Raw genomic sequence first — 26,832 nt, 5'->3', positions numbered from 1 at the left:
GCTCAAACCGTGCATTCATACCCGAACCACTGGGAAGCCGACGTAGTCCTGACCGACGGCGGCACCGCGCACCTGCGTCCCATCACCCCCGACGACGCCGACCTGCTGCGCGCGTTCCACGACCGCCTCTCGCCGGAGACCATCTACTACCGCTTCTTCGCGCCCTACCCCAAGCTGTCGTCGCGCGACGTCGAGCGTTTCACCAACGTCGACTACGAGAACCGGGTGGCCCTGATAGCCACCATCTCCGACGTCATGGTGGCCGTAGTGCGCTACGACAAGGTGGCGCCCGGCGAGGCCGAGGTCGCCTTCGTCGTCGAGGACGCCCACCAGGGACGCGGCCTGGCGTCGGTACTGCTGGAGCACATCGCCGCCGCGGCGATGGAACGCGGGGTGAGCCGCTTCATCGCCGACGTGCTGCCGGAGAACCGGCGGATGACCAACGTCTTCCGCGAGGCCGGCTACACCGCTCAGCAGTCGTTCGACGAGGGCGTCATCCGCCTCACCCTGGACCTGGAGCCCACGCACGACGCCCAGGAGGTCATGCGCGCCCGCGAGCAGCGCGCCGAGTCCCGCTCCATCGCCCGGCTGCTTTCGCCCGGTTCGGTCGCGGTCATCGGCGCCAGCCGCACCGCGCACACCATCGGCCAGTCGGTGCTGCGCAACCTTCTGGCGGGAGACTTCCAGGGCCCGGTCTACCCCGTGCACCCCACCGCCAAGGCGGTGGCGGGCGTGCGCGCCTACGCCGGCATCCTGGACGTGCCCGACCCCGTGGACCTGGCGGTGGTCGCCGTGCGCGCCGACATGGTGGGCGACGTCGTCGACGAGTGCGCGCAGAAAGGCGTCCACGGCCTCGTGGTGGTCAGCTCCGGTTTCGGCGAGGCCGGGCCCGAGGGCCGCGACCGCCAGGACCGGCTGGTGCTGACCGCCCGCGCCGCCGGGCTGCGCGTGATCGGCCCCAACTGCCTGGGAATCGCCAACACCGACCCCGAGGTCTCCCTCAACGCCACGCTCGCGCCCTACGTGCCGCCGCGCGGGCCCATCGGGTTCTTCTCGCAGTCCGGTGCGCTGGGCCGGGCCATCCTCCAGCGGGTCGCAGAGCGCGGCATGGGGCTGTCCACGTTCGTCTCCGCCGGCAACCGCGCCGACGTCTCGGGCAACGACCTCGTCCAGTACTGGCAGGAGGACCCCGCCACCAAGGTCGTGCTGCAGTACCTGGAGTCGCTGGGCAACCCGCGCAAGTTCACCCGGCTCGCCCGGCGCCTGGCCAAGCAGAAGCCGGTGGTGGCCGTGCGCAGCGGCGGCTCCTCCCAGGGCGTGCCCACCGGCCACGCCGCCGGAGCGCTGTCCCTGCCCGACTACGCGGTGACCTCGCTGTTCGAGCAGGCCGGCGTCGTGCGTGTGGACGACATCACCCAGATGTTCGACGTCGCCCAGCTGTTCGCCTACCAGCCGCTGCCGTCGGGGCCGCGGGTCGGCATCGTCGGCAACTCCGACTCGCTGGGCCTCCTTGTCAAGGACGCCTGCGTACGTCAGGGCCTCAAACCCCGCGACCCGGTGGCGCTGGGACCCACCGCCACGGCGGAGGACTTCGACGAGGCGCTGACGACCGTGCTCGCCGACGACTCCGTCGACGCGGTGGTGGTCGTGTTCATCCCGGCGCTGACGCCGATCTCCGACGACGTCGCCGAGGTGATGCGGGCCAAGGCCGCGTCCGCGGAGAAGCCCATCGTCACCACCTACCTGGGCTATCAGGGGCTGCCCGCCGAGCTGCGCCGGATCGGCGACAACGGTGAGACGGCGAGCGGCTCCATCCCCTCCTACCCCGCTCCCGAGGACGCGGTTCGGGCGCTGGCCCACGCCACCCGCTACGCGCTCTGGCGCGACCGCCAGAGCGGCCGCCACCCCGAGCTGGCCGACATCGACGGCGCCCGGGCGCGCGAGATCGTCGACCAGGCGATCGGCAAGGACGACGGCCCGGCATCCAGCCAGAGCGTCTGGTTCACCAGCGAACCCGTGCAGCAGGAGGAAGCGGCCGCCGACCGCGACACCGCCTACGCGCTGCTGTCCTGCTACGGCGTCGACGCGGTGCCCTACACACCGGTGTCCACCCCCGAGGAGGCGGTCGAGGCGGCCGAGGCGCTCGGTTACCCGGTGGTGGTCAAGGCCAACGCCCCCGACCTGCGGCTGCGGGCGGGCGGCAGCGGGATCCGCGCCGACCTGCACTCGCCCACCGACGTGCGCGGCGCCTTCGACGCGCTGTACGACCGGCTCGGCACCGAGGCCGAGTTGGTGGTGCAGCCCATGGTCGTTCCGGGGGTGCCCACCGTCATCCGGGCGGGGGAGAACCCCTCGTTCGGTTCGGTGGTGGGTTTCGGACTCGCCGACGTGACGGCGGAGCTGCTCGACGACCGCGCTTTCCGGCTCGCCCCGCTCACCGACACCGACGCCTCCGACCTGGTGCACGCGGTGCGGGCCGCGCCGCTGCTGTTCGGTCTGCCCGCCGGCGCGACCAGCCTGGCCGAGCAGCCCAACGTCGAGGCGCTGGAGGAGACGCTGCTACGGGTCTCCCGCCTGGTCGACGCGTTCCCCGAGGTCGCCCACATCGAACTGGACCCGGTGATCGTCAACTCAGAGGGCGCGCACGTGCTGGGTGCTCGCGCGTGGCTGCGGGAGCCGCCCGACCGGCGGATGGACTCCGGGCCGCGGCGCCTGCGCGGTGTGACGTTCTGATCGCCGGCGCTGATCCGCTACGGCCCGGGAGCGTAGGCGCCTGCGGCACCGGGCGGGGCGGGCCGTGACCGGGTCCCGTCCGCCGAAGGGGGAGCGTCCCCGCGCACGGCCCTGTCGCCGCGCCCCGGAGCGGCGGCGTGCGGGCGGTTCGCGGCGGTTGCCCGAGCCGTCCGGCTGCGGCTGTATCTGTGTCTGTGCCTATCTCTGTGTCTGTGTGCGTGTGTGCTCCCCCGCGCGTGCGGAGACGCACGGACGGCAGGCCGCGATCAGGCCGGCTCGGGCTGGGGCTCCGGGTCGGGCGGCAGGGGTCCGGGACCCGGTCCCGGACCCGGTTCGGGATCGGGCGGTGCGGGCGGGTCGGGCACCGGTTCGGGCGACGGCCGCCCCGGTTCGTCGGGCATCGGAGGGCCACCTGGTTCCGGCGGTCCCGGTACTGGAGGCACGGTTGCGTACATGCCACGGGGACTACCCGCTAACCCCCGGCTTTCCACTTCCGCCGGAGAGTGACCGGGCGTCGGACGACGGCCGCCGCCTTCGCCGTCCTCCCGGAGTCGGCGCGCCGCGATCCTCCGCGCCCTGCGGGTGCGATGTGTCATGGGGAGAAGGCAGGATGGAACCATGAGGAAAACGCGTGCCGTGTCCACCGACTGGCGCTCGGAGATCGAGCGCAGCGGCTACTACCCGGCCCTGGTGATCGACGCCGTGGCATTGGCGCTCGGCGACGAGGCCGCCGAGGCTTTCGTCGTCCACCACGAGGCCACCTTCGACCCAGGCCTGGAGATGCGGCGGCACATCACCGTCATGCTCCTGACGCCCACCCGGCTGCTGGTCTGCCACACCGACGAGCATCCGCCCGCCGAGGCCGGAGGCCGCCCGCACGCATCGACCACCACCGACGCCATCCGGTTGGGCAACATCCAGTCGGTCGCACTTACGCGGGTCGTCTCCGACCCCGCCAACTACGTGCCCGGCACCATGCCCAGCGAAGCCGTGCTCAGCATCGGACTGAGCGTCAGTCCCGGCGCCATCGCCAACATCGACCTCGAACCCGCGTCGTGCACCGACGAGTCCTGCGACGCCGACCACGGCTACACCGGCGCCATCACCGCCGAGCCCCTCACCGTACGGGTCAGTCAGACCGCCGACGGCACCGAATCCGTGGAGAACCTGATCCACTTCACCGACGTGCTGTCGGAGGCCACCGGCGGCTGAGGCCGAGACGAGGCGCGCCGTACCGCATCCACCGCGGTGCGGCGAAGGGCGGTGCGCGCCGCGGAAGCCGGGTAGGCAGACGGTGGGGACGGGCCCGCGGGCGGCCGCCGCCGGCGGGCCGACCGCCCTGCGGGCGGCGCCCCCGCGCGACGACAGCAGGCAACCCGGCAGCCGACACCGCACCCGGGTCCGAATAGCCAGAAATGGGGCGTGCCCGTGCCCACCTACCCCGACGACCTGAAAGTGCCGAGCTACGAGGAGTCCCTGGCCGCGCTGAGCACATCGGTGCTGGCCTCACTGGGGGTCGCCGGCGAGCCCGACCCGCTGCGGCTGCCGCCGGTCCGCAGGGCCTGCGTGCTGCTCGTCGACGGGATGGGCTGGCAGGCGCTGGGCGAGTACCGCGTCCACGCTCCCTTCCTGGCCGAGCTGCTGGAGACCGGCACCCACATCGCCGCCGGATGCCCCACCACCACCGCCACCAGCCTGGCCACGATGGGCACCGGGCGGGTGCCCGGCCACCACGGCGTCGTGGGATACCAGGTCGCTGTTCCCGGCACCGAACGGGTCCTCAACCAGCTGCGGTGGGGCGACCCCGACATCGTCCCCGAGGACTGGCAGCCGCACGCCACCGCTTACGAGCGCGCCGAACGCGCCGGCGTACGCACCGCCTACATCGCCGACGGCGCCTACCGCGGCAGCGGGCTGAGCCGGGCCTCGGCGCGCGGTGCCCGCTACGTCGGCGCCGACAGCGCCACCGAACTCGCCGTGCGCGCCGGCGAGGCACTCGGCGGCGACGACCGGGTCCTCGCGTTCGTCTACCACTCCGACCTGGACTCCTTCGGCCACGTCTACGGCGTCGACTCCCCCTACTGGCGGCTGCATCTGGGCCACGTCGACCGGCTCGCCGAGCAGATCGCCGACTCCCTGCCGCCCGATTCCGCGCTCTACATCACCGCCGACCACGGCATGGTCGACACCGCACCGGACACCCGCGTCGACGTCGAGTCCGAACCCGCGTTCGCCGCCGGTGTGCGGCTGCGCGCCGGCGAGCCGCGCGCACGCCACCTCTACACACGCGAGGGGGCCGCCGCGGACGTCGCCGCCACCTGGCGCGACCTCCTCGGTGAGCGGGCCCTGGTCCTCACCCGCGAGGAGGCCGTGGCCGACGGCCTCTTCGGCGACGTCGAGGACGCCGTGCGGCCGCGCATCGGCGACGTCGTCGCCTTCGCCCGGGGCGCCACCGCCCTAGTGGCACCGGCGTCCGAACGCACCGTGAGCAGGCTGATCGGCCACCACGGTTCGCTGACGTCCGCCGAGCTGCGGGTGCCCCTGTTGCAGGTCGCCACCGTGGCCTAGGGTGGCCCTCGTGAACATCGGAGACCCCGCTCCCGACTTCGAGCTGCACGACCAGGACGGCGCCGCCCGCACTCTCGGCGGCATGCTGTCCGCGGGCGAGTCCGTGGTCCTCTTCTTCTACCCGGCGGCCATGACACCGGGGTGCACGGCCGAGAGCTGCCACTTCCGCGATCTCGCAGCCGAGTTCGCCGAGGCGGGCGCCCGCCGCGTGGGTATCAGCGCCGACAACGTCGACACCCAGCGCGCCTTCGCCGACAAGAACGGGTTCGACTATCCGCTGCTGTCCGACCCCGACGGGACCGTCGCCGTTCGCTACGGCGTGCGGCGCAGCGGTCCGCTGGCGGCTCTGTCGCCGACCCGCCGCACCACCTTCGTGATCGGTTCCGACCAGCGGATCCGGCACGTCATCAAGAGCGAACTGCGCATGCAGGCCCACGCCGACGGCGCCCTGCGGGTCCTGCGCGAGGGGCGGAAGCAGAGCGGCCGCGGCGGCTGAACGGCCGGAAGCGCGGCGAAGCGGCTGTCGTGAAGGGCCACGGCGTGTCGTGCCGACAGCTGCACGACCGCCGCACCTCGTCCGATCGCGGGTTCTGGTCCGGGAAACAGCAGCAGAAAGGGACCGTCGCGGACATGTCAGATCGAGCGGAGCACGACGGCGGCTTCGCGGGCGCAGGCCCGGCGGGTCGCACCGGCGCGCAAGGAGCAGGCGAGGCCGACGCGGCGGCGTCGGAGGAGTCCGGCGGTGCCGCCGGAAGCGCAGCGGGCGCAGGGGAGGCCGCCGACCCGCTGGTGAGGCGGGAGACCGCAAGGGGCGTGGCGGTGCTCACGCTCGACTCCCCGGCGAACCGCAACGCCCTCTCCGCGCGGCTGCGCGCCGACCTCTCCGGTGCCTTGGCCGCGGCCATGGCGGACGACGCCGTTCGGGCGGTCCTTCTCACGGGCACGGGACCGGCTTTCTGCGCGGGGGCCGACCTCAAGGAGATCGCCGCCGAACGCGCCGGCACCCCGCCTCCGGTCGCCGCGCCGGGCATGGCCGAGTTGTTCTCCGCGATCATGGAGGCGCCCAAGCCGGTCGTCGTGAAGCTCAACGGCCCGGCGCGTGCCGGGGGGATCGGCCTGGTGGCGGCGGCCGACATCGCGATCGCACCCGAGGACGCCACTTTCGCGTTCACCGAGGTCCGCATCGGCGTCATCCCGGCGATCATCTCGGTGCCTGTTGCGGCCCGCATGCACGACCGCCAGCTCACCCGTTACTTCCTGACGGGCGAGTCCTTCGGCGCCGCGGCCGCCGCCGCGGCGGGCCTGGTGACGACAGCGGTGCCGCGCACCGAACTCGACTCGGCGACCGAGGCGGTCCTGGAGGGCATGCGCGGCGCGGCGCCGCGCGCGCTGAGTGGGACCAAGGACCTGCTGTCGCGCGCGGGAGCGGTGGCGCCGGGGGAGCGCGCGGTCGAGCTTGCGCACATGGCCGAGCTCTCCGCGGAGTACTTCGCCGGGGAGGACGCCGCCGAGGGCCGCGCCGCCTTCCTGGAGAAGCGATCACCGAAGTGGGTGTTGTAATGGACGACGTGACTTACTCCGGAGATACGCGGGTCGGGGGACCCGCCGACGTACGCGAACTGCCCGAGCTGACCATCAGCAAGCTGGCGGTCGGGCCGATGGACAACAACGCCTACCTGCTGCGGTGCCGCCGCTCCGGCGATGCGGTGCTGATCGACGCCGCCGCCGAGGCCGACCGCATCCTGGAACTCATCGGCTCCGACGGCTTGGCCCGCGCCATCACCACCCACCGCCACCCCGACCACTGGGGTGCCTTGGCGGAGGTCGTGGGAACCACCGGTGCGCGTACCGTCGCCCACCCCGACGACGCCGACGACCTGCCGGTCTCGATCGACGAGCCGGTAGAGCACGGATCGCGCGTCCCTGTGGGCGAGTCCGAACTCCAGGTCGTCCACCTGCGCGGGCACACCCCCGGTTCGATCGCCCTGCGCTACGACGACCCGCAAGGCACCACGCACCTGTTCACCGGCGACAGCCTGTTCCCCGGCGGTGTCGGCAAGACCACCAGCGCAGGGGACTTCCAGTCGCTGATCGGCGACGTCGAGCAGCGCGTCTTCGGGGTCCTCGGCGACGACACCTGGATCTACCCCGGCCACGGCAAGGACACCACCCTGGGTGCCGAGCGCCCCAGCCTCCCCGAGTGGCACGCCCGCGGCTGGTGACACCCACCTGACGCGCCGTCCCACCTCCGGCTCCGGCCGCCTGGCGGGCCGGGGGCGGGACGGCGCGGCCGGCCCGTTGGGCGCGGGCGCCACCCCGCGCCGGCGTCGTCGCTTTCGTCGGGTGGGTCGGCGGCGGGCACCCGGTCCGGTGCGCACGGGCTCGGCCAATCCGCGACCGTTGTCGCTGCTATTTCGAAGCCACTCGTCGCCCGACAGGCCGACCAGGCCGCACAGCGGACCTTCGCCGCTCGCGCCCCGGCCGTGGCGACGGCCCCACAGCACCGGTTCAGGAACGACCTAGGACAGCTCGGACTCGTCCTCCTCGTGGACTGCGCTCTCTTCGGCGCTGAAGGCCTGACGGTCGACACCGGCGTCGCGGGCGATCATGGTGTCCTCGGCGTCCTCGCGGACGCCTTCGTCGGACTCGACCACGCGCACTCCGCCGGTCTCCTGCTCCGGCCCCGGCGGGGGAAACTCGTCGGCCGTGCGGGCTGTGCTGCCGAGGGCGCCGGGGACGTCCGGCTGCTCGCGCGCGAGCGCGTCGTCGAGCGGTTCGCCGGACTCCTCCAGCGGTTCGCCCGACTCCTTCTCCGTGCCGGTCGAGCCGGATTCGTCGATGGCGGTGGGAACCCGGCCCGGCAGCGGCTGGTCCTCGGTGGTGTCCTCCTGCGCAGGCAGCCCGGCTTCCTCCCAATCGGCGGCGGTCTCGTTGACCGGGTCGTCCGGGAACTCGTTCTCCTCCGGGTGGTTCTCGCTCATATGCGCTCCACTAACCCCGCATCCGGCCGTCTAATCGCGGCGTGAGCAGGGGCGGAGCCGCAGTGGCGGCCTCAGAAGGGAGAGGTGTGCTCCGGCAGCGGCCGCCGGGCGACGAATCCGAGATCGGTGCGGTGGTACCAGGCGAGTTCGGTCTCTCCCTCCAGCCAGCACAGCCGCACCGACACGCCGTCGAGCAGGGCGGGGAAATCGATCAGCAGCGGTGCCACGCCCTTGACCTCGATGCCGTTGTCGGCGAACCACGTCTGCAGCTCGGTCAAGCGCGCTTCGGCCGCCTTCAGTTCGGCGCGGCCGCCCAGGGCGGAATCGCCGCCGCGCAGGTCGGCGGCCAGCTCGGCGAGATCGGCGCGCAGGTTCACCAGTTCGTCGGCGTGGCGGTGGACCTCCGGCATGAGCGAGCGCGCCTCGGCGAGCGTGAAAAGGCGCGGCTCGCTCCAGCCTTCGGTGAACGGGTCGGCGGGGGGATGTGCGGCGTCGTCCATACCCGCACGCTAGACCATTGCGCCTCCCGATCCGCAGTGGGACGGGCGGGACCGGGCGGTACGGGTCCCGTCGCCCGGAATCGGCTCATCCGGCGCCGTAGCAAATGAAACCGGCGTCGGCGAGGTGCTCGGCAACGGCGCCGGCGGGCGTCGCGCCCGCGTGCAGCGCCGTGTGGAAGGCGAGCATGGCGGGCGTGATACCGCGGTCGCTTACCGGCAGCACCCCGGCCACCACCGCCCCGCCGCCCACGGCGAGGAGCGAGGCCGCCATTCCCAGCGGGGCACCCGAAGCCGCGGGAACCGAACCTCCGACCCAGCACGACGAGAGCACCGTCACCCGCGGCGCGCGGGCGAGCCGCTCGACGTCGTAGGCGAACAGCGGTCCGTCCTCCAGCAGTACACCCGCCAGCATCGGCGCCTGCCAGGACGCCGAGCCGTGGGCGGCCAGGTGGGCGATGTCGGCCTCCTCCAGGCCGCCCAGGACATCATCCACGCACACCCTCGGCCCGCACAGCACCCGTGCCCGCGGGAGCGCGGCCCGCAGCGCGTCCACCTCGGCCGCGGCTCCGGCGGGTGCCGCCCCCGCGGCCAGCAGGACCCGCGCACCGGCACCGCGCTCGGCGCGACCCTCTCCTCGCTCGCGGCACGCCAACCAGGAACGCCCCGACGGGACGACACTGATCTCACGGCCCCGCATGCTCGGCAGCAGCCCCCAGGGCAGCGCCTGCGCCGACGGGGGCGGAACCACCACCAACGAGCGGTCCCCGACCGCTTCCCGTACGGGGCCGACGAGCAGCCGTTCGACCGCGGCGGCCGCCGCGGCGACGCCGTCCCGGCGGAACCGGCCGCCCTCTTCGGCGAACACCCGCGCGCGGGCGGCATAGGCCAGCTTCGCGACGGCGTCCTCGGTGTCGCCCGGCGGCGGCAGCGGGTGGACGCGCATCCGGCCGCCGGCGAGGGTGATCGCGGCGTCCCTGCCGTGGACGCGCAGGTACCGGACCAGCGCCCGCTCGCCCAGGCGCTCGGCGAGCGTGGCCGCCACGGGGTGTTCCGGGCCGCCGACGTCTTCGGCGGCCATGCATTCCGGGTGCCACTGGGCGGCACTCAGCCGATCTGCGATGGCCGACAGTTCCTGCCGGGCCGCGGGATCGCCGCCGTGTGCGCGGACGTGCGCCCTTCGGCACCGGTCCAGCAGCGCCGACCACTCCCGGTCGTGGCAGGGGCCCGAGGGCACGGTCGAAAGGGATGCGAACTCCGCCCATTCCAGGGCCGCGGCCGCGTCGCCCGCACGCAGCGCGAGCCGCGCGCCGGCGGCCGCCATCTCGCGCCGTCGGGCACGTGCGTGGGCCATCAGTTCCAGATGCCGGGCGGGGGTGGTGTGTTCCGGTCGGCTGAGCAGCCGGTCGCGGGCGCTGCCGTGGTCGCCCGCGGCGAGCGCGCGCAGGGCGGCCGCCTCGTGGGCGGAGGGCAAGACGGCGGAGAGCGGGCCCAGCGGCGCGGCGTGGACGCAGTGGGCGAGGGCGGTGGTCGTCTCGGGCGTGGCCGACCAGTCGGCGTCGACCGGGGCGGCCGGAGCGGGCGGTGTCGGCTCGCCCACGTGTTCCCCGCCCTGCCGCGGACGGGGGACCTCGGAGGCACTGACCGCCGGCCGGGCCCGCGCCCCCGCAGCCGCCGCGTCGGCGCCGATCGGCGCGGCGATTGCGGCGCATTCGGCCGCCCGGCGGCCGGCACCCGCGACCGAGCCGGATCGTGCGGATCGGGATCCGGTGGAGCGCGGCGGCGGGAACGCGCTGTGGCGGGCGGACCACTCGACCAGGCGCGCCAGCTCCGTCCAGAGCGAGTCGGCCGCGAACGCGCGCCGCAGCCGGCGGGCCAGATCCCGGGCCCCTTGGGCATCTCCGCGAGCAAGGCGCATCTTCGCGTGGAGAAGACCGGCGGTAGCGGCCTCCGCGGAATCGCGACCGCTGCCGGCGTGCACAGCGAGCCCGCCGAGCAGGCGCTCGGCCTCGCGGTGCATGCCGGCGGCGAGCAGCGCGTCGGCGTGGTCCAGGCGCACGCCGGGACGGCGCTGCGGCGGCACGAGGTGCTCGGCGGCGGCGAAGCAGGAGACCGCATGGGCGATGTCGCCGCGGCGCACGGCCAGGCATCCGAGGTTCTGCAGCGTGACGCCGCGCAGGCACGACTGGCCGTGCTCGTCGGCGTGGCGCAGGGCGTCGGCCAGGTCCGCGGCGGACTCCTCCGATCGGCCCTCGTACATCAGGGCGAGACCGCGGTTGCTCAGCACCCCCGGCAGCAGATGGCGGTCGGTCTCGCGGTCGAGGGCGGCCAGGGCGGAGTCGAATCCGGCCACGGCCGCGCCGAAGCGGCCGCGCTGGGCCGCGGCCACGCCTTGGTGGGTCAGCAGCACGGCGCGCGCCGATGCGGCCGCCGCGCTCAGCCGGGCGAGCGACTCGGCCGCCATCCCGCCGCTGCCGCGCAACGCGAGCAGGCCCAGCCGGGATGCGCGCGCGTGCGCGGCGCGTTCGCCGTCGCCGACACGCGCGGCGACGGCGGCCGACTGGCGCAGCAGCCGTTCGGCGGCGGCGTCCTGCCCGGACTCGCGGCTGGCGGCGGCCAGCATGCGCAGGGCGGCGGAGCGGGTAGCCGCGTCGCAGTCGCCGGACAGCACCTGCTCGGCGCACTGCCGAGCCAGGTCGGGGTCCCGAGCGACCAGAGTGACCGGGTGGGAAACGCCGTCGAGCCGCCCAGGGGTCATGGAGGGGTGCCTTTCGCCGTCGATGCAGGGAGTGCGCAAGGCGTGCGGGAAGGGATATACGGGCACCGCTCGCCGTTTTCGGTGCGCAGCGCCACTGACAGTACTAACGCGGTTACCCGCATGTGGAGAGTCGCGGAGTGACCTGTCGGATTCATCCCCTTACGGGGCCCACCGGGTCGCGACCAAACCGACATTCCGTCGCCCGTGCGCCCGGCCCGGAACCGCGGCAATCGCACCGCCGCAATCGCCCGACCGAATCGCCGCCGTCGGCATCGCGCCGCAGCGGTCGGTTGTTCCCGGGAGCGGGGCGGCTGCCGTTGCTTCGGCGGTGCTCCGCCGTTCGGAGCGGAGGTCTCAGCCCTGTCCTAGGAAGTGCTGGATCGGTCGGGCACCCATGGGCGGCCCGGCCGTGCAGCTCGGGTCCGCTGGGCGGCCTTGTCGGCCCGTGTCGTTGACCGGCACGGCTTGGCCGACCTTCCCGGGTAGCGGGGCACGGCACCCTGTTTCGCCCGCCCGGCGGAACAGCATCTGGTGTCTTATCCCCGTCGGGTACCGCCGGACAAGTCGGGAACGGAGCCGTCAGGCTCGAAAGCCCGTGGAGACCGGGCAAGGGCGGCCTCACGGTCGGCACAGGTCGATGAAGCAGGAAGTCCAGGAAGCCCGGGAAGCCGTGGTCGTGCCGATGCGGTACGGGCCGGAATCCCCCGGCTGCAGCGGGGGAGCGCGCCAACGCGTCGGGGATCAGGCGGTGACCCAGGGGGTCGCCACGGGTGGGGCGGCGGGGTGGTGCAGGAGGACGCTGACCGGTCCGGTCGGGACATCGGGGGCGACGAAGGCGCCGTCGGCGTCGACGGGGGCCCGAGCCGACCCGTGCGGGGTGCGGATATCCGCCGAGGTCGGCCCCGGCGGGTCGACGCGGCCGACGAGGGTGCGCCGGTCGCCGACCGCGGTGATCTCCAGATCGAGCGTGGCGCCCGGAGTGTCGAAGCGCAGGTAGCGGGGCGCCTCGGCCAGGAGGGCGGAATCGCGGACGCCGGCGGGCGGCGACTCCGCCGAGTCGGTGCCGACCTCGCTCATGACCGCGTCGTCGCGGCGCATCGCATAGGCGGCCCTGGCCGCCGCACGAACCTCATCGCTGACGGTGCCCGAGCAGGGACCGCGGTCGGCCTGCAGGTCCGCGATGAGGCGGTCGAGGTCGGGTTCGCCGGGGCCGCGCTCCGCCCCGTACGGCGCGGATCCCGTGCCGGGTGCGTCGTCGCCGTGGCTCATGCCGGGTGCCTTCCTGCCGATGTGCCGTTCCTTGCCGCGCCGGCCCGCCCCCTCGGCGGCGACCGGGCCGGGGCCCCACTCGCCGGCGTCGGCCGTGGACGGCCCGGGCACCGCACCGCCCGCGCCGCAGCCGCGCCGGGCGACCGGGCGCCGCGCCCCGCCTCCGCAGCTCTTCCGGGGCGCGCCTAGCCACCGCCCCTGCCGTACCCCTGCTCGACCAGCAGCCGCTGCAGCCTGCGGCGGACGCGGCGGCGCACGGCCGGGACCGCACTGGGCTCCACGCCCGCGAACTCGGCGATGTCGGCCGCCGGCGAGCGCGGCGCCTCCAACTCCAGTACGGCCACCGTCCGGTCGGGCTCGCGCAGGGATGCGATTGCGCGGCGCACCAGGCGGTCGCGCTCGGCCGCCATCGCGATCGCCTCCGGGCTGCGGTGGTCGGCGGCGTCGAGCCGCTCGGGATCGGTGGGCGGAGCGCGCCGGGCCAGGCGGCGGAGTTTGCCGCACTCTCGCTGGGTAGTGGTCGCGAGCCAGGGGCCGACGCTCTCCGGGGTACGGATGCGGGAGAGGTGCTCGGCCAGATTGGACCACACGGTCTGCTCGGCGTCCTGTGCGTCGTGCGGCGAAAGGCCGTGGCTGCGTACGACTGCGTGGACCCGCACGGCGAACCGATCGATCAACGCCTCCCATGCCGCGCCGTCGTCGCCGAGAGCGCGCTTCACCAGCTCGCCCGTCGAGACCTCCCCATAGGGCTGGTCCGCCACCCGCACCCCCAGTAGACTCTCAGCTCCCGCCTCGCGCGCACGGCAACAGTAGCCGCTGGCCGAATGGGATGTGGGGAAACACCGGATCCGGTCGTGGCGGACCTGGTGCCGATGGTGCCTATGGGGCACAATGGTGCCGGGAAAATCCAGAACGGACAGCTCCTCTGCGGGTACGAGGGCGTCGGGGAAGCGCACTCGTTCGTATCAGGAGGTTCGGTGTCCGCACGTGGCGTCTTGTACGTCCACTCCGCGCCTGCGGCGCTGTGCCCACACGTCGAGTGGGCGGTCGCGGGTGTGGTTGGCGTGCCTGTGAAACTCGATTGGAGCGCCCAGCCGGCGGCTCCCGGTGCTCATCGCGCCGAGCTGAACTGGCAGGGTGCCCCCGGCACCTCGGGTGCCATCGCATCGGCACTCAACGGTTGGCAGAAGCTGCGCTACGAGGTCACCGAGGAGGCTACTCCCGGCTGCGACGGCGTGCGGTACAGCTACACGCCCAGCCTGGGTATCTTCACCGCCGTCACCAGCGCCGCAGGCGAGGTGATGGTCTCCGAGGCCCGGCTGCGCAACGCCATGGAGCGCACGGCGGCCCAGGAGGAGACCGACCTCGCGGCCGAGCTCGACCGGCTCACCGGGCGGGTCTGGGACGAGGAGCTCGAACCCTTCCGCTACGCCGGCGACGGCGCCCCGGTGCGCTGGCTGCACGCAGCCGGCTGACCGCGCCCGGACCTTCCGCCGTACCCGCCGGAGACAGCACGGTCACCGGCGGGACGACGGCGACTGCGGTCCGGAGCACCGCCGCTGCCGCTCGACTCAGGGCCCGTCCCGGTGGCGGTCGCTCGGAGATCCGGCGATCGCGCCGGCGAGAGTGAACAGGAACATGAACCCGATCGGGATCATCGGCCAGAACAGCAGCGGCTCGGCGTGGATGATGCTGGTCACGCCCCAGATCCCGACGAGTATCACCGAGATGGCGGCCAGGCCCCGCCAGGGCTCCAGCCGCTCTCGCCACTCGGCGCGGGCCTGCCCGCGGCGGTCGGCGGGCTCGGCGGTCTCGGGGACCGCCGGGGGTTCGGGGAGGTCACGGGTGAGCGGCCACAATTCGCCCATGGTCTTCGCCTGTATCGCCGTGCTGAGCCGCTCCTGGTACTCGTCGAGGTCCAGCCGTCCGTCGCGCAGGGCGGCGGCCAAGCGCTCGGCGCAGGCGTCGCGGTCGGAGTCGGCCGCCCGCATCCGTTCCGGGGGCAACTGGTGTTCGTCCATGGTCGTCGATCCCTCCACCCGGAGCGGGGACGCTCATCTGCGGGACCCGGAACCTTCGTCGGGCCAGATGGCGGCGGCGACGAGGATCGCTGCCCAGATCCCCAGCGGCACCAGCGGCCAGTACGGCACCAGGTTGCCGCCCATGATGCTGGTGACGCCCCATATGCCGGTCATGATGACCGCGCCGCCAAGCCACCATCGCCACTCGTCTACCCAGTCTTTCCACGGAGACACCAGGGTGGAGCGATTGGCACCGACGGTCGCGGGCTCCGCGTCGTCGGGCACGGCCGGAACAGGAGGCTCGGGAAGATCCGCGGTGAGTCCCCGCAGGTCGCCCATGACCACAGCGCTCATCGCCTCGTCCAAACGGCGTTCGTACTCGGCGAGATCGAGGCGGCCTTCCGAGAGCGCGGTGGCGAGGCGTTCGGCGCAGGCATCCCGGTCGGAATCCGAGGCACGCATCCGGCCTTCCGGGACGCGTTCGTCGTCCAACGCCCACCCCCTGCCGCACGATGATGGGACTTTCACGATACGCCGCGCACGCGCAGGAGAAAAGCGGCCGGAGCAGGGCTGGAGGAAAGCGGCAGGTCAGCGGCGGGCCGCGGAATCGCCGACGAGCTAGCCGCGGCAGCGGCCACCCGACGAAATCAGCACCACGGCCCAGATGCCCAGCGGCAGCAGCGGCCAGAAGTACAGGAGTTCGCCGGAGGCGACGCTGGAGAACAGCCATATGGTGGTCATCACGGCCGCGGCGCCCGACCAGGTGCGCCACTGCTCGGCGGGTCGGCGCCGGGCGGCTCGGCGGGCGTTCTCCTTGCCCGTCTGGGCGAGGTCGACGGGACCGTTCGCGCGCGGCCGGCCGGCGGGGTCGGGGAGGTCGTCGGTCAGCGGCGCGAGGTCGCCCACGGTGACCGCGCCCATCGCGGAGTCGAGGCGGTTCTGGTACTCCGCCAGGTCCAGCCTGCCCTCGGAGAGAGCCGTCGAGAGTCGGCGCGCGACGGCGTCGCGGTCGGCGTCCGAGGCGCGGAGTTCGTCGTGCGGAGTGAGATCGGCAGTCAACCGGCACGCCCCCTTCATGCTGTCCGTTTCAAGCTTAGACGCAGCGGGCGCGGCCCGGGATCCCTCTTTCGGCCGGTTTCCAGGCCGCGCGCATACGCCTTAGGTCGCAGTCCGCTCGATCGGTCCGCCCTCGCGGTCTCCCGCCTGCGGCGCCCCGCTGTCCGCGCGGCGCCACGCGGCCACGGCGGCGCAGACGCCCGCCGCGGCCGCGCCTATCACGCCGGTGTGCTCGAAGGAACCGGTGTAGGCGAACGGTGTGCCGTCCAGGCGCGCCAGCGCGCCCCCGGACTCCTCCAGCACCAGCGCCGGCGCCGCGACGTCCCAGTCGCGCACCCGGACGTCCTTGACGAACAGGTGCGCGCCGCCGTCGGCGATGCGGCACAGCTTCAGCGCGATGCTGCCCGACTCCAGGTAGCCGCGGCAGCCGAAGCGTTCGTAGGCGGCACGCGCGATGCCGCGCGGCTCGGGGGTGTTGTCGGTGAGCACGCCTGCACCCGAGGCGGCCGGGGCCACCCGCAGCGGCACCTCGTGCGCGTTCGTCCATTCCGCAGCGAGCCCGGTGCGGGGGACGGGCACGCCCGCGTCGGCGAGCCGGCGCATCAAGGTGTACTTGTCCAGGCACACGGCCACGAACCCGGGGCGCGGCAGCAGCACGGCGATGCCGTCGTCGGCGAGCCGGGAGACGGCAGCCAGTTCCTCGTCGACGAGCGGCACCAGCGCGTCGGCCCGCTCCTTGAGGCAGATGCCGCGGATCTCCGGCAGGTAGGATTCGCTGTTCCCGGGCGGGACGAGGTAGCAGCGGTCTGCGAGGTACAGGCCGGGGGCGGTGGGGTCGATGTCGGTGGCCACGACGCGGTAGCCCTGCCGCTGGAGATGCTGGACGATTTCGGGAGTCTGGGGAGCGCCTGCGGTGGTGACGACGACGGTGGGCTGAGTGGAGTCAGCTGCAGCGGACACCGGTGGACCTTTCCGTTGCGGTCGGGCTGATGGCGCGAGTCGGCTCGGGGCCCGAGGCGCGCTGCGGCATCGCTGCGCCGCGGCCCCGGCGAGGCGGCGCGCCCCCGGGCCGGGCGATCCATCGAGCCTAGACCGGCGCGGCGGCCTCAACCCGCTGGTGGCCGGTTCCGGTTCCCACGTCAACCGAACGGGGGTCTGCGGCGTAGGGCGTCGGCCCTGCCGCGGTTCAGGCGCGCTCGCGGGCGCCGAGCAGCCCGTGGTCGTCCAGGAACGACTCCAGTCCGGCGTGGTCCGCGTAGCGGTGGGCGGCGATGCCGAACCGCTGCGCGGCGAGCACGTTCTCCTCGCGGTCGTCGACGAACGCGGTGCGCTCCGCCGCGGTACCGAGTTCGCTTAGCACGTGCTCGTAGATCTCGGGCTCGGGCTTGCAGCGTCCCAGCTCCGCGCTGAAGAACAGCGCCTCGAACGGCCGCATCACCGGCGAGTGGCGTAGCGCGCCCGCGATGTCCCGCGGCGCGTTGGACAGCAGCGCCAGGCGCACACCGTCCCCGCTGAGCCGGTCGAGGAGGTGCGCGGAATCCTCGCGGACGTGGATCCACGAGCCGACGTCGAGCGCCCAGAGCTCGTGCACCGTGGCGGAGCTCCACTCGGCGCCGACGCGGCGGGCGACGCGCCTCCAGAACTCGACCGCCTCGATGCCGCGGTCGTAGGCGCGTCGCTCGCTCCAGTAGGCCGCCCACAGGTCCTCGGGCGCAACGCCGGCGACCTCCTGCATCGCCTTTTGGTCCTCGGGCGGCGGCGTACGCGAGATGACGTCCCCGAAGTCGAAGACGACGACGTCGATGTCCGAAGAGCCAGAACCCATGTCGCTATACACCCCTGTATGTGTTGAAAGACCCGATCTTCGCACGGCACATGTGTGAGAGAGGTGAACGCCGCCGAATCGACGCGCGGGGGCTCCCCGGGTTGGGAGGCCCCCGCACGGTGCGCTGCGCGGCGGCTACACCTCGTAGACCGGGGTAACGATGGCGCGCCCGATGGCGTGGAAGAACAGGTTGAACCCGAGGAAGGCCGGTGTGCCCGTCTCGTCGATACCCAGGGATTCCACGTCCACGGCGTGCACCGCGAACATGTACCGGTGCGGGCCGTGCCCTCCGGGCGGCGCCGCGCCGATGTAGCGGCGGGCACCGGCGTCGTTGCGCAGTGTCAGTGCCCCCGCGGGCAGGCCCGAGCCGTTCTCGTCGCCGGCTCCGGTGGGCAGTTCGGTCACCGAGGCGGGGATGTCGCACACCGCCCAGTGCCAGAAGCCGCTGGCCGTGGGCGCATCGGGGTCGAAGCAGGTGACGGCGAAGCTGCGGGTGCCCTCGGGGAAGCCGCTCCAGGACAAGTGCGGCGAGACGTCCTCGCCGCCCGCGCCCATGATGCCGCTGACCTGGGCGTCGGGCAGGGTCCGCGCGTCGGCGACGTCGTCGCTGAGCACGCTGAACGACGGAACGGCGGGCAGGAATTCGTACGGAGATGGCGGCTGTGCCACGTCGGTCCTCCTGGAGTGGTCGGTTGGCCGGGGACGTCCGTCCCCGCGCCTCCTGCTACCCCAACGCATATCGCGAGATCGGCGTGTTCGCTAACGGGTGTCGACGTGTTGGAACGCCTCGGCCAGACGGCCCTCGGCCAGCCCTCCCGCGGCCGCGTTCTCGGCCAGCCACGGGCGCAGCATCTCCCCGATCCCTGCAGCGTCCTCGATCTGGCTGGCGTGGCAGGACAGCGCCGCCAGTTTGCGGTCGAAGGTGTCGGTGATGTCGCTGTAGCGGTTGGGGGAAGGGCCGTGCACCAGCCACACCTCGGGCACCTTCCAGGGCTCCAGGCCCTCTTCGGTGAGCAGTTCGGGGTAGGCGTGCGGGTTGCGGGCGTCCGGGTAGACCGCGTTGATCCCGGACTCGCCCGTGGCCAGGTGGTCGGGGTGGCTGGGCGCGATGTGCGACCAGTCGCGCTCCGGGCTGGGGACGACCACGCGCTGGGGGCGCACGCGGCGGATGACGCGGGCGATGTCGCGGCGCAGTTCCAGCGTGTGCATCACCCGGCCGTCGGGATAGCCGAGGAACCGGACGTCGTGCACACCCACGGCCGCCGCCGCCTTGCGCTGCTCGCTGCGGCGCAGCTCGGCCATCCCGTCGCCGTCGAGGGTGCGCTCGTCGCCGCCCGCTTCGCCGTCGGTCACCATGAGGTAGGTGACCTCGACCCCTGCGTCGGTCCACGCGGCGACGGTCCCGGCGCAGCCGAAGTCGACGTCGTCGGGATGGGCCATGACCACCAGCGCGCGCTCGATCCCGCTGGTGTGCGCGTTCCGCTCGGTCGCTTCGCTGTCACTCGGCATGGGCGCCCTCCTTCGCGGTCACCGCGGACCGGCTGACCGCGCCGGCCCGCATTCACACCCTGGAACAGCATCGGCGGGACAGGAGTGATTCCGCGCCCCGACGTCCGGTTCCGGTCAGCGTAGACAGACACGGCGGTACCGCCGTGCCTTCCTCGCCGACCTGGACCGCATGCAGCCTGCGGGCAGCCTCGCCACTCCGCACTCCCGCGGCCCGGTCGCCGGACCGCCGGGGCGCTCATGGTCGCCGCGTTCTCCACTGCCCCGCTTCTGGGATTGCGTGCAACGCCGCACAGCTGGGATACGTCGCGGTCGGAGTAGAGCGTGCCCTCGTTCGGGCGCCAGCGCGACGCCGGTCGACGGCGTAGTTGTCCTTTCCGTCCAGCCAGTAGTTCCAGACACGGGCCGAGTGCGGTACCGACGTGTCGAGGGAGGGGGATTGCTCGGCGTTCTCGTGATCGGCCGCCGGCTGGCGGGGGGCGGTGCCCACAAATGCGCTCCTAAGGGATTTTTCGGCATCCTAGCCCCCGCGCGGGTTTCCGCCGCCTCACGGCACCACCACGGCACGCCCCTGGATCAGACCGGATTCCATCCGCTTGTAGACGTCGGGGCCGTTTTCCAGGTCGTAGCGCTCCACGAGCACATCCAGTGCGCCCTGCCGGGCCAGGTCGACCAGTTCGATCAGCTCCGAGCGGGTGCCCCAGTAGGTGGTGCCGGTCCGGGTGCCGTACGGCACCGACTCGAACCCGACGTCGATGCTCCCGTTCCCGATCCCGATGAGGGTGAGGTCGCCGTCCCTGCCGACCATGTGCGTGGCCAGCGACGTGGTCGCCGCGGAGCCGGCGAAGTCGAACACGGCCGCGGCGCCCTGGCCCCGGCTCAGCTCGTGAACGGCGTCGATCGCCCACTCGTCGCTGGAGAGCGCGTGCTGCGCCCCGCTGCGCAGTGCCAGGTCGAGGCTCTCCGAGCGCACGTCCAGGGCCACCACCGCGGCCGCGGAGAGCCGGCGCAGCAGCTGCACGGCGATGTGCCCCAGTCCGCCGACCCCGATCACCACGGCGACGCTGCCCGCGGTGAGCCGGTCCAGCGACCGCTTGATCGCGTGGTAGGGAGTCAGGCCCGCGTCGGTCAGCGGTACCGTGCGCACCGGGTCGAGGTCGCCGATGGGCACGACGTGCCGCTCGGAGTCGATCAGCACGTACTCGGCCAGCGCGCCGGGGGCGCCCAGACCGGGCGGGAAGATACCCAACTGCTCGGCGTGCGGGCAGTAGTTCTCCCGGCCCTGCGCGCACACGCGGCACACCCCGCAGCCCCACGGGCCGTAGACCAGCACCGAATCGCCGACCGCCACCCGAGAGACACCGGCGCCCACTGCCGCCACCTGTCCGGCGCCCTCATGGCCCAGCGTCATGGGCAGTTCGAAGGGCATCCGATCGGCCGGCCAGCTCATCACCGCCAGGTCGGAGTGGCATACGCCGGCGGCGGTGACCTTCAGCAGCAGCTGGCCGGGTCCGGGCTCGGGCACCTCGACGTCGACCACACGTGGGGCCTCTCCGACCCTGATGTACTGCACCGCGCGCACGGCGTCTCCCTTCTACGGCGTCGGCCGGGCTCCGGCAGGCGCGCCGCGTCCGGGCACACCCGCCACCATGGTCCGGCGGCCGCGCGCACCGGACACGGCGCAACGCCGAACGACCGCCGGATCGGCGCGATCGCACGGGCGGCGCCGCGCCTGACCGGCCGGGTCGCGGGTGGCAGGGTACGGTTAATAGTCGGTAATGCGTCGTTCGACACCGCCGCCCGGGGCGGTCGCCGGTGCTCCCGAGAAGGGCGCGCCGACGGCGCCGACCAGGCAGAGTCCGGACGGGAGGCAGCACGATGCCGAGAAAAAGCATCCCGGTGACCACCGTGCTCACGCGCGCGCTCCTCGGGTTCCTCGCCGCCCAGCTCGCAGTGGTACTCGGCCTCATCGGCGTCGACCAGTGGCGCAAGCGCGTACGGCCGCTGCGCTCCGGGTTCCCCCGCACCCCGCCCAAGGCGGTCCCCGTGGGCGCGAACGAGCTCACCACCTACACCTACGGCGAAGACCTCTACCGCGACATGCTGGAGGCCATCCGCGGGGCGCGCCACCGGATCATGTTCGCGTCGTTCATCATCAAGAACGACGCCACCGGGCGCCGGTTCAAACGCGCGCTGATCGAGGCCGCCGACCGCGGCGTCGAGGTCTACGTGGTCTACGACTCCTTCGCCAACCTCGTGGTGCCGAGCAGCTTCTTCCGCTTCCCGCCGGGCATCCACGTGCTGGCCTACCCGCTGCTGCGGCCCGGCCTGCTGCTGCTGGACCTGCGCAAGGGCGGCCGCGACCACCGCAAGATCCTCACCGCGGACGGCGAGGTGGCCTTCGTCGGGGGCTACAACGTCGGATCGGAGTACGCCACCAAGTGGCGCGACACCCACCTGCGGGTCGCCGGGCCCTCGGCCTGGGAACTGGAGAACGCGTTCCGCGACTTCTGGAACATGCTGGCGGGCGAGGACCAGCCGCGCATCCCCGACACCGGCACCCCGGAGTGGGCGCCGGCCATCCGCGCCTACCGCAACGTGCCCGAGCAGCTGATCTATCCCATTCGCGGGATGTACCTGGAGGCCATCGACCGCGCCCGCTCGCACGTCTACATCACCCAGGCGTACTTCATCCCCGACGGGGAGATCCTGCGCGCCCTGATCAGCGCCGCCCAGCGCGGTGTGGACGTGCGCATCCTGATGCCGGAGCACTCCAACCACGTCGTCGCCGACTGGCTCTCCCGCGGCTTCTACGGCGAGCTGCTGCGCGGCGGCGTGAAGCTGTGCCTGTTCCAGAACGCCATGGTGCACGCCAAGACCGCGACCATCGACGGCCGCTGGTCGACCATCGGCACGGCCAACGTCGACCGAATCAGCCTCACCGGCAACTACGAGATCAACGTGGAGGTCTTCGACGACGACATGGCCGCCCACCTGGAGCGTGTGTTCGCGAAGGACTCCACCAACACCCGGCTGCTGACCCTGGAGGAGTGGTCCGGGCGCCCGCTCGTCGCCAAGCTGTGCGAAATGCTGCTGGTGCCGCTGCGCCCGCTGCTGTGAACCGCGGTGCGGCGCGCCGCGCACTCCGGTCGGCAGGGTGGGCCGGCCCACCACTTTCGGCAGTGCCGGTGCAGTACGGGCGGACGATAGCGTCGGCACGATGAGACAGCTGGGTGCGGCCGCGATACGGGCGGGACGCGAGGTGGTGCGGCCGCTGGCAGGCCGTCCCACGCTGCGCTCCGTCGCGCTGGACCTGCTGCTGTGGGCCGCGCTGTGCCTGCCGGTGGCACTGGAGCTCACCGCACGCTCCTCGGGGGTGCAGGCCCCTTCGCTGGCCACGCCCGCCGAGGCGGTCATCGGTTCGGCCGTGCTCGCCACCGCGATCGCGGTGAGCCGTCCCTTCCCGATCGCGGGTGCGCTGCTGGTGCTCGTGCTGTCGGAGTCGGTGGCTCCGAGTTTCCTGCCGGCCGTGTGGGTGCTGTGCTACCTGCTCGGGTTGCGCGATCCACGCGTGTGGCTTGCGGGCGCGGCCTGCGGCGTCGCGGCTGCGGCGCTCGCCGTGCGGGTGGCGGCCGATCCGCAGGTGCTGCTCGACGTTCCGGGCATGCTGATCACCTACGTCTTCGCGATCGTGCTGCCGTGGATGGTCGGCAGCTACCGGCGCCAGCGCAAGAACCTCGACGACGCGGGCTGGGAGCGCGCCCGCAACCTGGAACGCGAGCAGCGCATCGCAGCCGACCAGGCGCGGCTGCGCGAGCGCTCCCGCATCGCTCAGGACATGCACGATTCCCTCGGACACGAGTTGAGCCTCATCGCACTGCGGGCGGGCGCGCTGGAATTGGCTCCCGACCTGGCCGATCGGCACCGCAACGCGGCGGGCGAGCTGCGGGAAAGCGCGACCACGGCCACCGAGCGGCTGCGGGAGATCGTCGGCGTCCTGCGGGAGTCCGGCGAGGACGCGCCGACGGCGCCCACCGCACCCGCCGGGGAGGAGATCGCCGAGGTCGTCGACCGCGCGCGCCGCTCCGGCGTCGAAGTGGTGCTGGAGCGCAGCGGCGACTGGGAGGCCGTCGCCCCCATGGTCGACCGGGCGGCCCACCGGGTCGTGCAGGAAGGGATCACCAACGCCACCAAGCACGCGCCGGGGGCGCCGGTGCGGGTGGTCCTGGAACGCGCGGCCGATGAGACGGTCGTCACGGTCGCCAACAACGCCCCGCCCGCGGCGGCCGCGCAGCCGGCGGAGTCGGCGGAGTCGGCGCGCGGCGGGCGCGGCCTCGTCGGGCTGGGCGAACGCGTCCGGCTGTCCGGCGGATCCCTGGAGGCGGGCGCGCGCGGCGGCGGCTTCACCGTCGTCGCGCGGTTCACGGCCGCGGGCGGCCCCGCGGGCGCGGACGCCGCCGACCCAGCAGGCGAAGCGGAGTCCTTCGCGGCCGACGAGCAGATGCGCGCCGCCCAGCGGGGCCTGCGCCGCCGCACCCTGCAGATGGCCGCGGCCGCCGTGGTGCTGCTGATATGCGGGGCCGGGTTCGCCGCGGGCGGCACGTACCTGCGCCTGAACTCGGCGACTCTGGAACCCGACAAATACGCCGGGCTGCGGTTGGGCGCCCCCCTGGCGCAGGTGGAGCCCGAGCTGCCCTGGCAGCAGTACGATCCGGCGGCGGAACGCGACGACAGCGCCGCCGCCGGCCGGTACGACTGCCGCTACTACCGGTCCTACCACGGGTTCCCCGGCGGTGAGTACAGCGTCTACCGGCTGTGCTTCGGCGGCGGCGAACTGGTGGCGAAGGACTCCCTGCCCGAGTTGGGGCCCTACCCCGACGCCGACCCCTGAGCGGCCCCGACCGGCCCGGCCCCGTCGGCGCGGCGGCGCAGCCGACCAGAACCGGCCGGCGTCCGCGGCGACGGGCATCGGCACAACGGCGTAAGAAAGGACTGGCCCCGATGATCCGGGTGCTGCTGGCCGACGACGAGGCGATGATCCGCGCGGGAGTGCGGGCGATCCTGGAGACCGACGAGCACATCGAGGTCGTCGCCGAGGCGGCCGACGGCCGCGAAGCCGTCGAGACGACGCGCTCCCACCGCCCCGATGTCGCCCTGCTGGACATCCGCATGCCCCGGCTCGACGGGCTCAGCGCGGCCGCGGAGATCCGCCGGGAGGTCCCCGACACCGCCGTGGTGATCCTGACGACCTTCGACGAGGACGCCTACATCTCCCGTGCGCTCAGCGAGGGCGCGGCGGGGTTCCTGCTCAAGGCGGGCGACCCGCGCGAGCTGGTGGCGGGCGTGCGCGCGGTGGCCGACGGCGCCGCCTACCTCGCGCCGCGGGTGGCCCGCCACGTCATCGACGAGCTCAGCGGCGGCCGGATGAGCCGCGGCGCCGAGGCACGCGCCCGCACCGCCGAGCTGACGGCGCGGGAGCAGGACGTGCTGGCGCTGGTGGGAGCCGGGCTGTCCAACGCCGAGATCGCCGGCCGCCTGTACCTGGTGGAAGGCACGGTCAAGAGCTACGTGAGCGCCATCCTGAACCGCCTGGGCCTGCGCAACCGCGTCCAGGCGGCGATCCTCGCCTACGAGGCGGGCCTGGTGGAGGCTGAAGGGTAGGCATTGCCTTCCGGACGGACGGGCGGGGACTCTCCGGTCGGTTCAGGGGCGGGTTGCCGCCGGAGCCCCGCCACCGCACGGCCCGCCACGAAACGCGGCGGCCCGCACCGTCCCGGGCGGGCCGCCGCGGATCCGGGCGGCTCGGGAGGCTCAGGCGTCGCGCCGGGCCAGCAGCGCCCAGCCGGCCGCGAGAGCGAGCAGCGCCCAGCCCGCCAGCCACAGCGTGCCCACACCCCAGCCGTACGGGTCCTCTATCCCGGTCATCAGCGGCAGCCCGGCGGTCGCGGGCATGCGGTCGACGACCGCGCTGACGGTCTCGTTGCCGATCATCGTGCTGATCGTCGGGAGCGCCATCAGCACGCCGATCGCTGCGGTGATCGCGCCCGCGGTGCTGCGGGTCAGCACACCCAGGCCCATGGTGAACAGGGAGACCCCCGCCATGTAGCCGCCGGTGCCCACGACCGCGTGCACAACGGGCGCGGTCTCGAAGACCATCGCGTCGCCGAAGACGGCCACGCCCGCAGCCATCGTCGACGCCCCGGCCAGGCATCCGGTCACGAACGACACGACGCCCAGCACCGCGGTCTTGGCCAGCAGCATGCGGCCGCGCCGCGGTACCGTCGTCAGCGTCGTGCGCATCGCTCCGGTCGCGTACTCGCCGGTGACGATCAGCGAGGCGACGGCGACCATCGCGAACTGCGAGAGCATGATCGACATGGAGACCAGCCCGTTGGCCTGCACCCGGTCGCCGACGGTGTCGCTGGCCTCCATGGCCAGCGCCCCCAGCAGCGCGGTGCCGCCGGTGGCCGCCACCGCCACCGCCAGGCACAGCCAGGTGGAGCGCAGCCCCCACAGCTTGCTCCACTCCGCCGCCACGGCGCCGGGCAGCCCGCCGCCGCTCTCCTGCTGCGGCGCGCTCCGCCGCACCTGTCCCTCCTGTGCCGTCGCCGCCATGGTCACACCCGCTCCTTCTCGTCGAGGCCGTCCGCATGTCCGCTCTGCGCGCCGTCGGCCGCCGGAGCCGAGGGCGCCCCGAACTCCACGCTGGAGGCCGTCAGCTCCATGTACGCCTGCTCCAGCGAGGCGGAGCGCGGACTGAGCTCGTTCAGCCGCACGCCCGTCTGGTGGGCCACGCCGCCGATCGCGTCCAGCGTCCCGCCGTGCACGATCAGCTCGTCACTGCCGCGGTTCTCCACCCGCATACCCGCCACCAGCAGCTGCTTCTCCAGCTCCTCGGGCGAAGGCGTGCGCACCCGCACCGCCGTGAGCGAGCTGCGTTCGATGACCTCGGAGATGGGGGCGTCGGCGATGAGCTTGCCCTTGCCGATGACCACGAGCTGGTCGGCGGTCGTCTGCATCTCGCTCATCAGATGGCTGGAGACGAAGATCGTACGGCCCTCCGCCGCCAGCGAGCGCATCAGCCCGCGGACCCAGCGCACACCGTCGGGGTCGAGGCCGTTGACCGGCTCGTCGAACATGAGGATCTCCGGGTCTCCCAGCAGCGCCCCGGCGATGCCCAGCCGCTGGCCCATGCCCAGCGAGAACTTGCCGGCCCGGCGGTTGGCGACCTCGGTCAGGCCCACCGTCTCCAGCACCTCGTCGACGCGGCGCAGCGGCAGCCCGTTGCTGCGCGCCATCGCTGTGAGGTGGTTGCGGGCGGTGCGGCCGGGGTGCACCGCCTTGGCGTCCAGCAGCGCGCCGATCCGGCGCATGGGGTGGCGCAGCTCCGCGTAGTGCTTGCCGTCGATGAGCGCCTGGCCGGCCGAAGGGTGGTCCAGGCCCATCACCATCCGCATCGTGGTCGACTTGCCGGCTCCGTTCGGGCCGAGGAACCCGGTCACCTTGCCGGGCGCCAGGTCAACCGAGAGCCGGTCGACGACCACCTTGCCCCCGTAGCGTTTCGTCAGGTCCCGCAGGCTTATCACGGTGGCGCTCTCCTCGTTCTCCTCGCTGTGTT

Annotated in this window: 25 protein-coding genes and 1 pseudogene; 10 read left to right on the top strand and 16 right to left on the bottom strand. The window is 73.3% G+C overall.

Going from position 1 to position 26,832, the window contains the following annotated elements:
* Window positions 1-9: 9 nt before the first annotated feature.
* The 6 genes from EKD16_RS17025 to EKD16_RS17000 all read left to right on the top strand — a co-directional run bounded on the left by EKD16_RS17025 (window position 10) and on the right by EKD16_RS17000 (window position 7,523).
* Window positions 10-2,733, top strand: a complete 2,724-nt coding sequence (locus EKD16_RS17025) for a bifunctional acetate--CoA ligase family protein/GNAT family N-acetyltransferase (RefSeq protein ID WP_131099286.1) — start codon at window positions 10-12, stop codon at window positions 2,731-2,733.
* A gap of 618 nt (window positions 2,734-3,351) precedes the next feature.
* Window positions 3,352-3,945, top strand: a complete 594-nt coding sequence (locus EKD16_RS17020; RefSeq protein ID WP_207391330.1) for a DUF5998 family protein — start codon at window positions 3,352-3,354, stop codon at window positions 3,943-3,945.
* Window positions 3,946-4,155: 210 nt separating this feature from the next.
* Window positions 4,156-5,301: an alkaline phosphatase family protein gene (locus EKD16_RS17015; protein WP_242677016.1), complete on the top strand. Its 1,146-nt coding sequence runs from the start codon at window positions 4,156-4,158 to the stop codon at window positions 5,299-5,301.
* Between the two features lie 10 nt (window positions 5,302-5,311).
* Window positions 5,312-5,797, top strand: a complete 486-nt coding sequence (locus tag EKD16_RS17010; protein ID WP_207391329.1) for a peroxiredoxin — start codon at window positions 5,312-5,314, stop codon at window positions 5,795-5,797.
* 134 nt (window positions 5,798-5,931) lie between these two features.
* The gene (locus EKD16_RS17005) at window positions 5,932-6,861 is read left to right on the top strand and encodes an enoyl-CoA hydratase-related protein (RefSeq protein WP_131099284.1); all 930 of its coding nucleotides are present in this window, start codon (window positions 5,932-5,934) and stop codon (window positions 6,859-6,861) included.
* Between the two features lie 8 nt (window positions 6,862-6,869).
* Complete coding sequence (locus EKD16_RS17000; protein WP_131102700.1) at window positions 6,870-7,523, top strand: MBL fold metallo-hydrolase; 654 nt, start codon at window positions 6,870-6,872, stop codon at window positions 7,521-7,523.
* Window positions 7,524-7,820: 297 nt separating this feature from the next.
* Here the strand turns inward: EKD16_RS17000 and EKD16_RS25425 are convergent, their stop codons facing one another.
* The 5 genes from EKD16_RS25425 to EKD16_RS16975 all read right to left on the bottom strand — a co-directional run bounded on the left by EKD16_RS25425 (window position 7,821) and on the right by EKD16_RS16975 (window position 13,567).
* On the bottom strand, window positions 7,821-8,282 hold the full coding sequence (locus EKD16_RS25425; protein ID WP_165498591.1) for a DUF5709 domain-containing protein: 462 nt from the start codon (window positions 8,280-8,282) through the stop codon (window positions 7,821-7,823).
* 71 nt (window positions 8,283-8,353) lie between these two features.
* The gene (locus tag EKD16_RS16990) at window positions 8,354-8,782 is read right to left on the bottom strand and encodes a DUF2203 domain-containing protein (RefSeq protein WP_131099282.1); all 429 of its coding nucleotides are present in this window, start codon (window positions 8,780-8,782) and stop codon (window positions 8,354-8,356) included.
* An 85-nt stretch (window positions 8,783-8,867) separates the two neighbouring features.
* Complete coding sequence (locus EKD16_RS16985) at window positions 8,868-11,537, bottom strand: CHAT domain-containing protein (protein ID WP_131099281.1); 2,670 nt, start codon at window positions 11,535-11,537, stop codon at window positions 8,868-8,870.
* A gap of 741 nt (window positions 11,538-12,278) precedes the next feature.
* Window positions 12,279-12,806, bottom strand: a complete 528-nt coding sequence (locus EKD16_RS16980) for a hypothetical protein (protein WP_131099280.1) — start codon at window positions 12,804-12,806, stop codon at window positions 12,279-12,281.
* A 185-nt stretch (window positions 12,807-12,991) separates the two neighbouring features.
* The gene (locus EKD16_RS16975; RefSeq protein WP_131099279.1) at window positions 12,992-13,567 is read right to left on the bottom strand and encodes an RNA polymerase sigma factor; all 576 of its coding nucleotides are present in this window, start codon (window positions 13,565-13,567) and stop codon (window positions 12,992-12,994) included.
* A gap of 216 nt (window positions 13,568-13,783) precedes the next feature.
* Here EKD16_RS16975 and EKD16_RS16970 point away from each other — a divergent pair, with 216 nt between their 5' ends.
* Window positions 13,784-14,281, top strand: a complete 498-nt coding sequence (locus EKD16_RS16970) for a DUF3145 domain-containing protein (RefSeq protein WP_207391328.1) — start codon at window positions 13,784-13,786, stop codon at window positions 14,279-14,281.
* 96 nt (window positions 14,282-14,377) lie between these two features.
* Here the strand turns inward: EKD16_RS16970 and EKD16_RS16965 are convergent, their stop codons facing one another.
* The 9 genes and pseudogenes from EKD16_RS16965 to EKD16_RS16925 form a co-directional block, all read right to left on the bottom strand.
* Entirely contained in the window at window positions 14,378-14,827 is a 450-nt protein-coding gene (locus EKD16_RS16965) for a DUF1707 SHOCT-like domain-containing protein (protein WP_131099278.1), read from the bottom strand.
* Window positions 14,828-14,860: 33 nt separating this feature from the next.
* A complete protein-coding gene (locus EKD16_RS16960; protein ID WP_131102696.1) occupies window positions 14,861-15,289 on the bottom strand; it encodes a DUF1707 SHOCT-like domain-containing protein in 429 nt (142 codons plus the stop codon).
* Window positions 15,290-15,445: 156 nt separating this feature from the next.
* Complete coding sequence (locus EKD16_RS16955; RefSeq protein ID WP_242677015.1) at window positions 15,446-15,886, bottom strand: DUF1707 SHOCT-like domain-containing protein; 441 nt, start codon at window positions 15,884-15,886, stop codon at window positions 15,446-15,448.
* A gap of 99 nt (window positions 15,887-15,985) precedes the next feature.
* Entirely contained in the window at window positions 15,986-16,843 is an 858-nt protein-coding gene (locus EKD16_RS26190; RefSeq protein WP_242677014.1) for an inositol monophosphatase family protein, read from the bottom strand.
* 226 nt (window positions 16,844-17,069) lie between these two features.
* Window positions 17,070-17,708 carry an HAD family hydrolase gene (locus EKD16_RS16945; RefSeq protein ID WP_131099276.1) on the bottom strand — a complete coding sequence of 213 codons (639 nt, stop codon included), beginning with the start codon at window positions 17,706-17,708 and terminating at the stop codon, window positions 17,070-17,072.
* 135 nt (window positions 17,709-17,843) lie between these two features.
* Window positions 17,844-18,377, bottom strand: coding sequence for a YbhB/YbcL family Raf kinase inhibitor-like protein (locus tag EKD16_RS16940; RefSeq protein ID WP_131099275.1), 534 nt, complete (start codon window positions 18,375-18,377; stop codon window positions 17,844-17,846).
* A 90-nt stretch (window positions 18,378-18,467) separates the two neighbouring features.
* Window positions 18,468-19,217, bottom strand: coding sequence for a PIG-L deacetylase family protein (locus tag EKD16_RS16935; RefSeq protein ID WP_131099274.1), 750 nt, complete (start codon window positions 19,215-19,217; stop codon window positions 18,468-18,470).
* 322 nt (window positions 19,218-19,539) lie between these two features.
* Window positions 19,540-19,704 (bottom strand): annotated as a pseudogene (locus EKD16_RS16930) (SAM-dependent methyltransferase); the annotation flags it as partial.
* Between the two features lie 57 nt (window positions 19,705-19,761).
* Window positions 19,762-20,796 (bottom strand): NAD(P)-dependent alcohol dehydrogenase, encoded by a 1,035-nt coding sequence (locus tag EKD16_RS16925; protein WP_131099273.1) that lies wholly within the window; start codon window positions 20,794-20,796, stop codon window positions 19,762-19,764.
* A 296-nt stretch (window positions 20,797-21,092) separates the two neighbouring features.
* On the opposite strand from EKD16_RS16925, the gene EKD16_RS16920 reads away from it, so the two are divergent.
* The 3 genes from EKD16_RS16920 (at window position 21,093) to EKD16_RS16910 (ending at window position 24,875) form a co-directional block, all read left to right on the top strand.
* Window positions 21,093-22,334 carry a phospholipase D-like domain-containing protein gene (locus tag EKD16_RS16920; protein ID WP_131099272.1) on the top strand — a complete coding sequence of 414 codons (1,242 nt, stop codon included), beginning with the start codon at window positions 21,093-21,095 and terminating at the stop codon, window positions 22,332-22,334.
* 100 nt (window positions 22,335-22,434) lie between these two features.
* Window positions 22,435-24,105, top strand: a complete 1,671-nt coding sequence (locus tag EKD16_RS16915; protein ID WP_131099271.1) for a sensor histidine kinase — start codon at window positions 22,435-22,437, stop codon at window positions 24,103-24,105.
* A gap of 110 nt (window positions 24,106-24,215) precedes the next feature.
* A complete protein-coding gene (locus EKD16_RS16910) occupies window positions 24,216-24,875 on the top strand; it encodes a response regulator transcription factor (protein WP_131099270.1) in 660 nt (219 codons plus the stop codon).
* 150 nt (window positions 24,876-25,025) lie between these two features.
* Here EKD16_RS16910 and EKD16_RS16905 read toward each other — a convergent pair whose 3' ends face one another.
* Entirely contained in the window at window positions 25,026-25,829 is an 804-nt protein-coding gene (locus EKD16_RS16905) for an ABC transporter permease (protein WP_131099269.1), read from the bottom strand.
* A 2-nt stretch (window positions 25,830-25,831) separates the two neighbouring features.
* Window positions 25,832-26,800, bottom strand: coding sequence for an ABC transporter ATP-binding protein (locus EKD16_RS16900; RefSeq protein ID WP_131099268.1), 969 nt, complete (start codon window positions 26,798-26,800; stop codon window positions 25,832-25,834).
* Window positions 26,801-26,832: the final 32 nt, after the last annotated feature.

Source organism: Streptomonospora litoralis (assembly GCF_004323735.1).
GTDB classification, from domain to species: Bacteria; Actinomycetota; Actinomycetes; order Streptosporangiales; family Streptosporangiaceae; genus Streptomonospora; species Streptomonospora litoralis.
The sequence above is the reverse complement of the archived record's forward strand: the minus strand, read 5'-3'. Positions and strand labels throughout refer to the sequence as shown.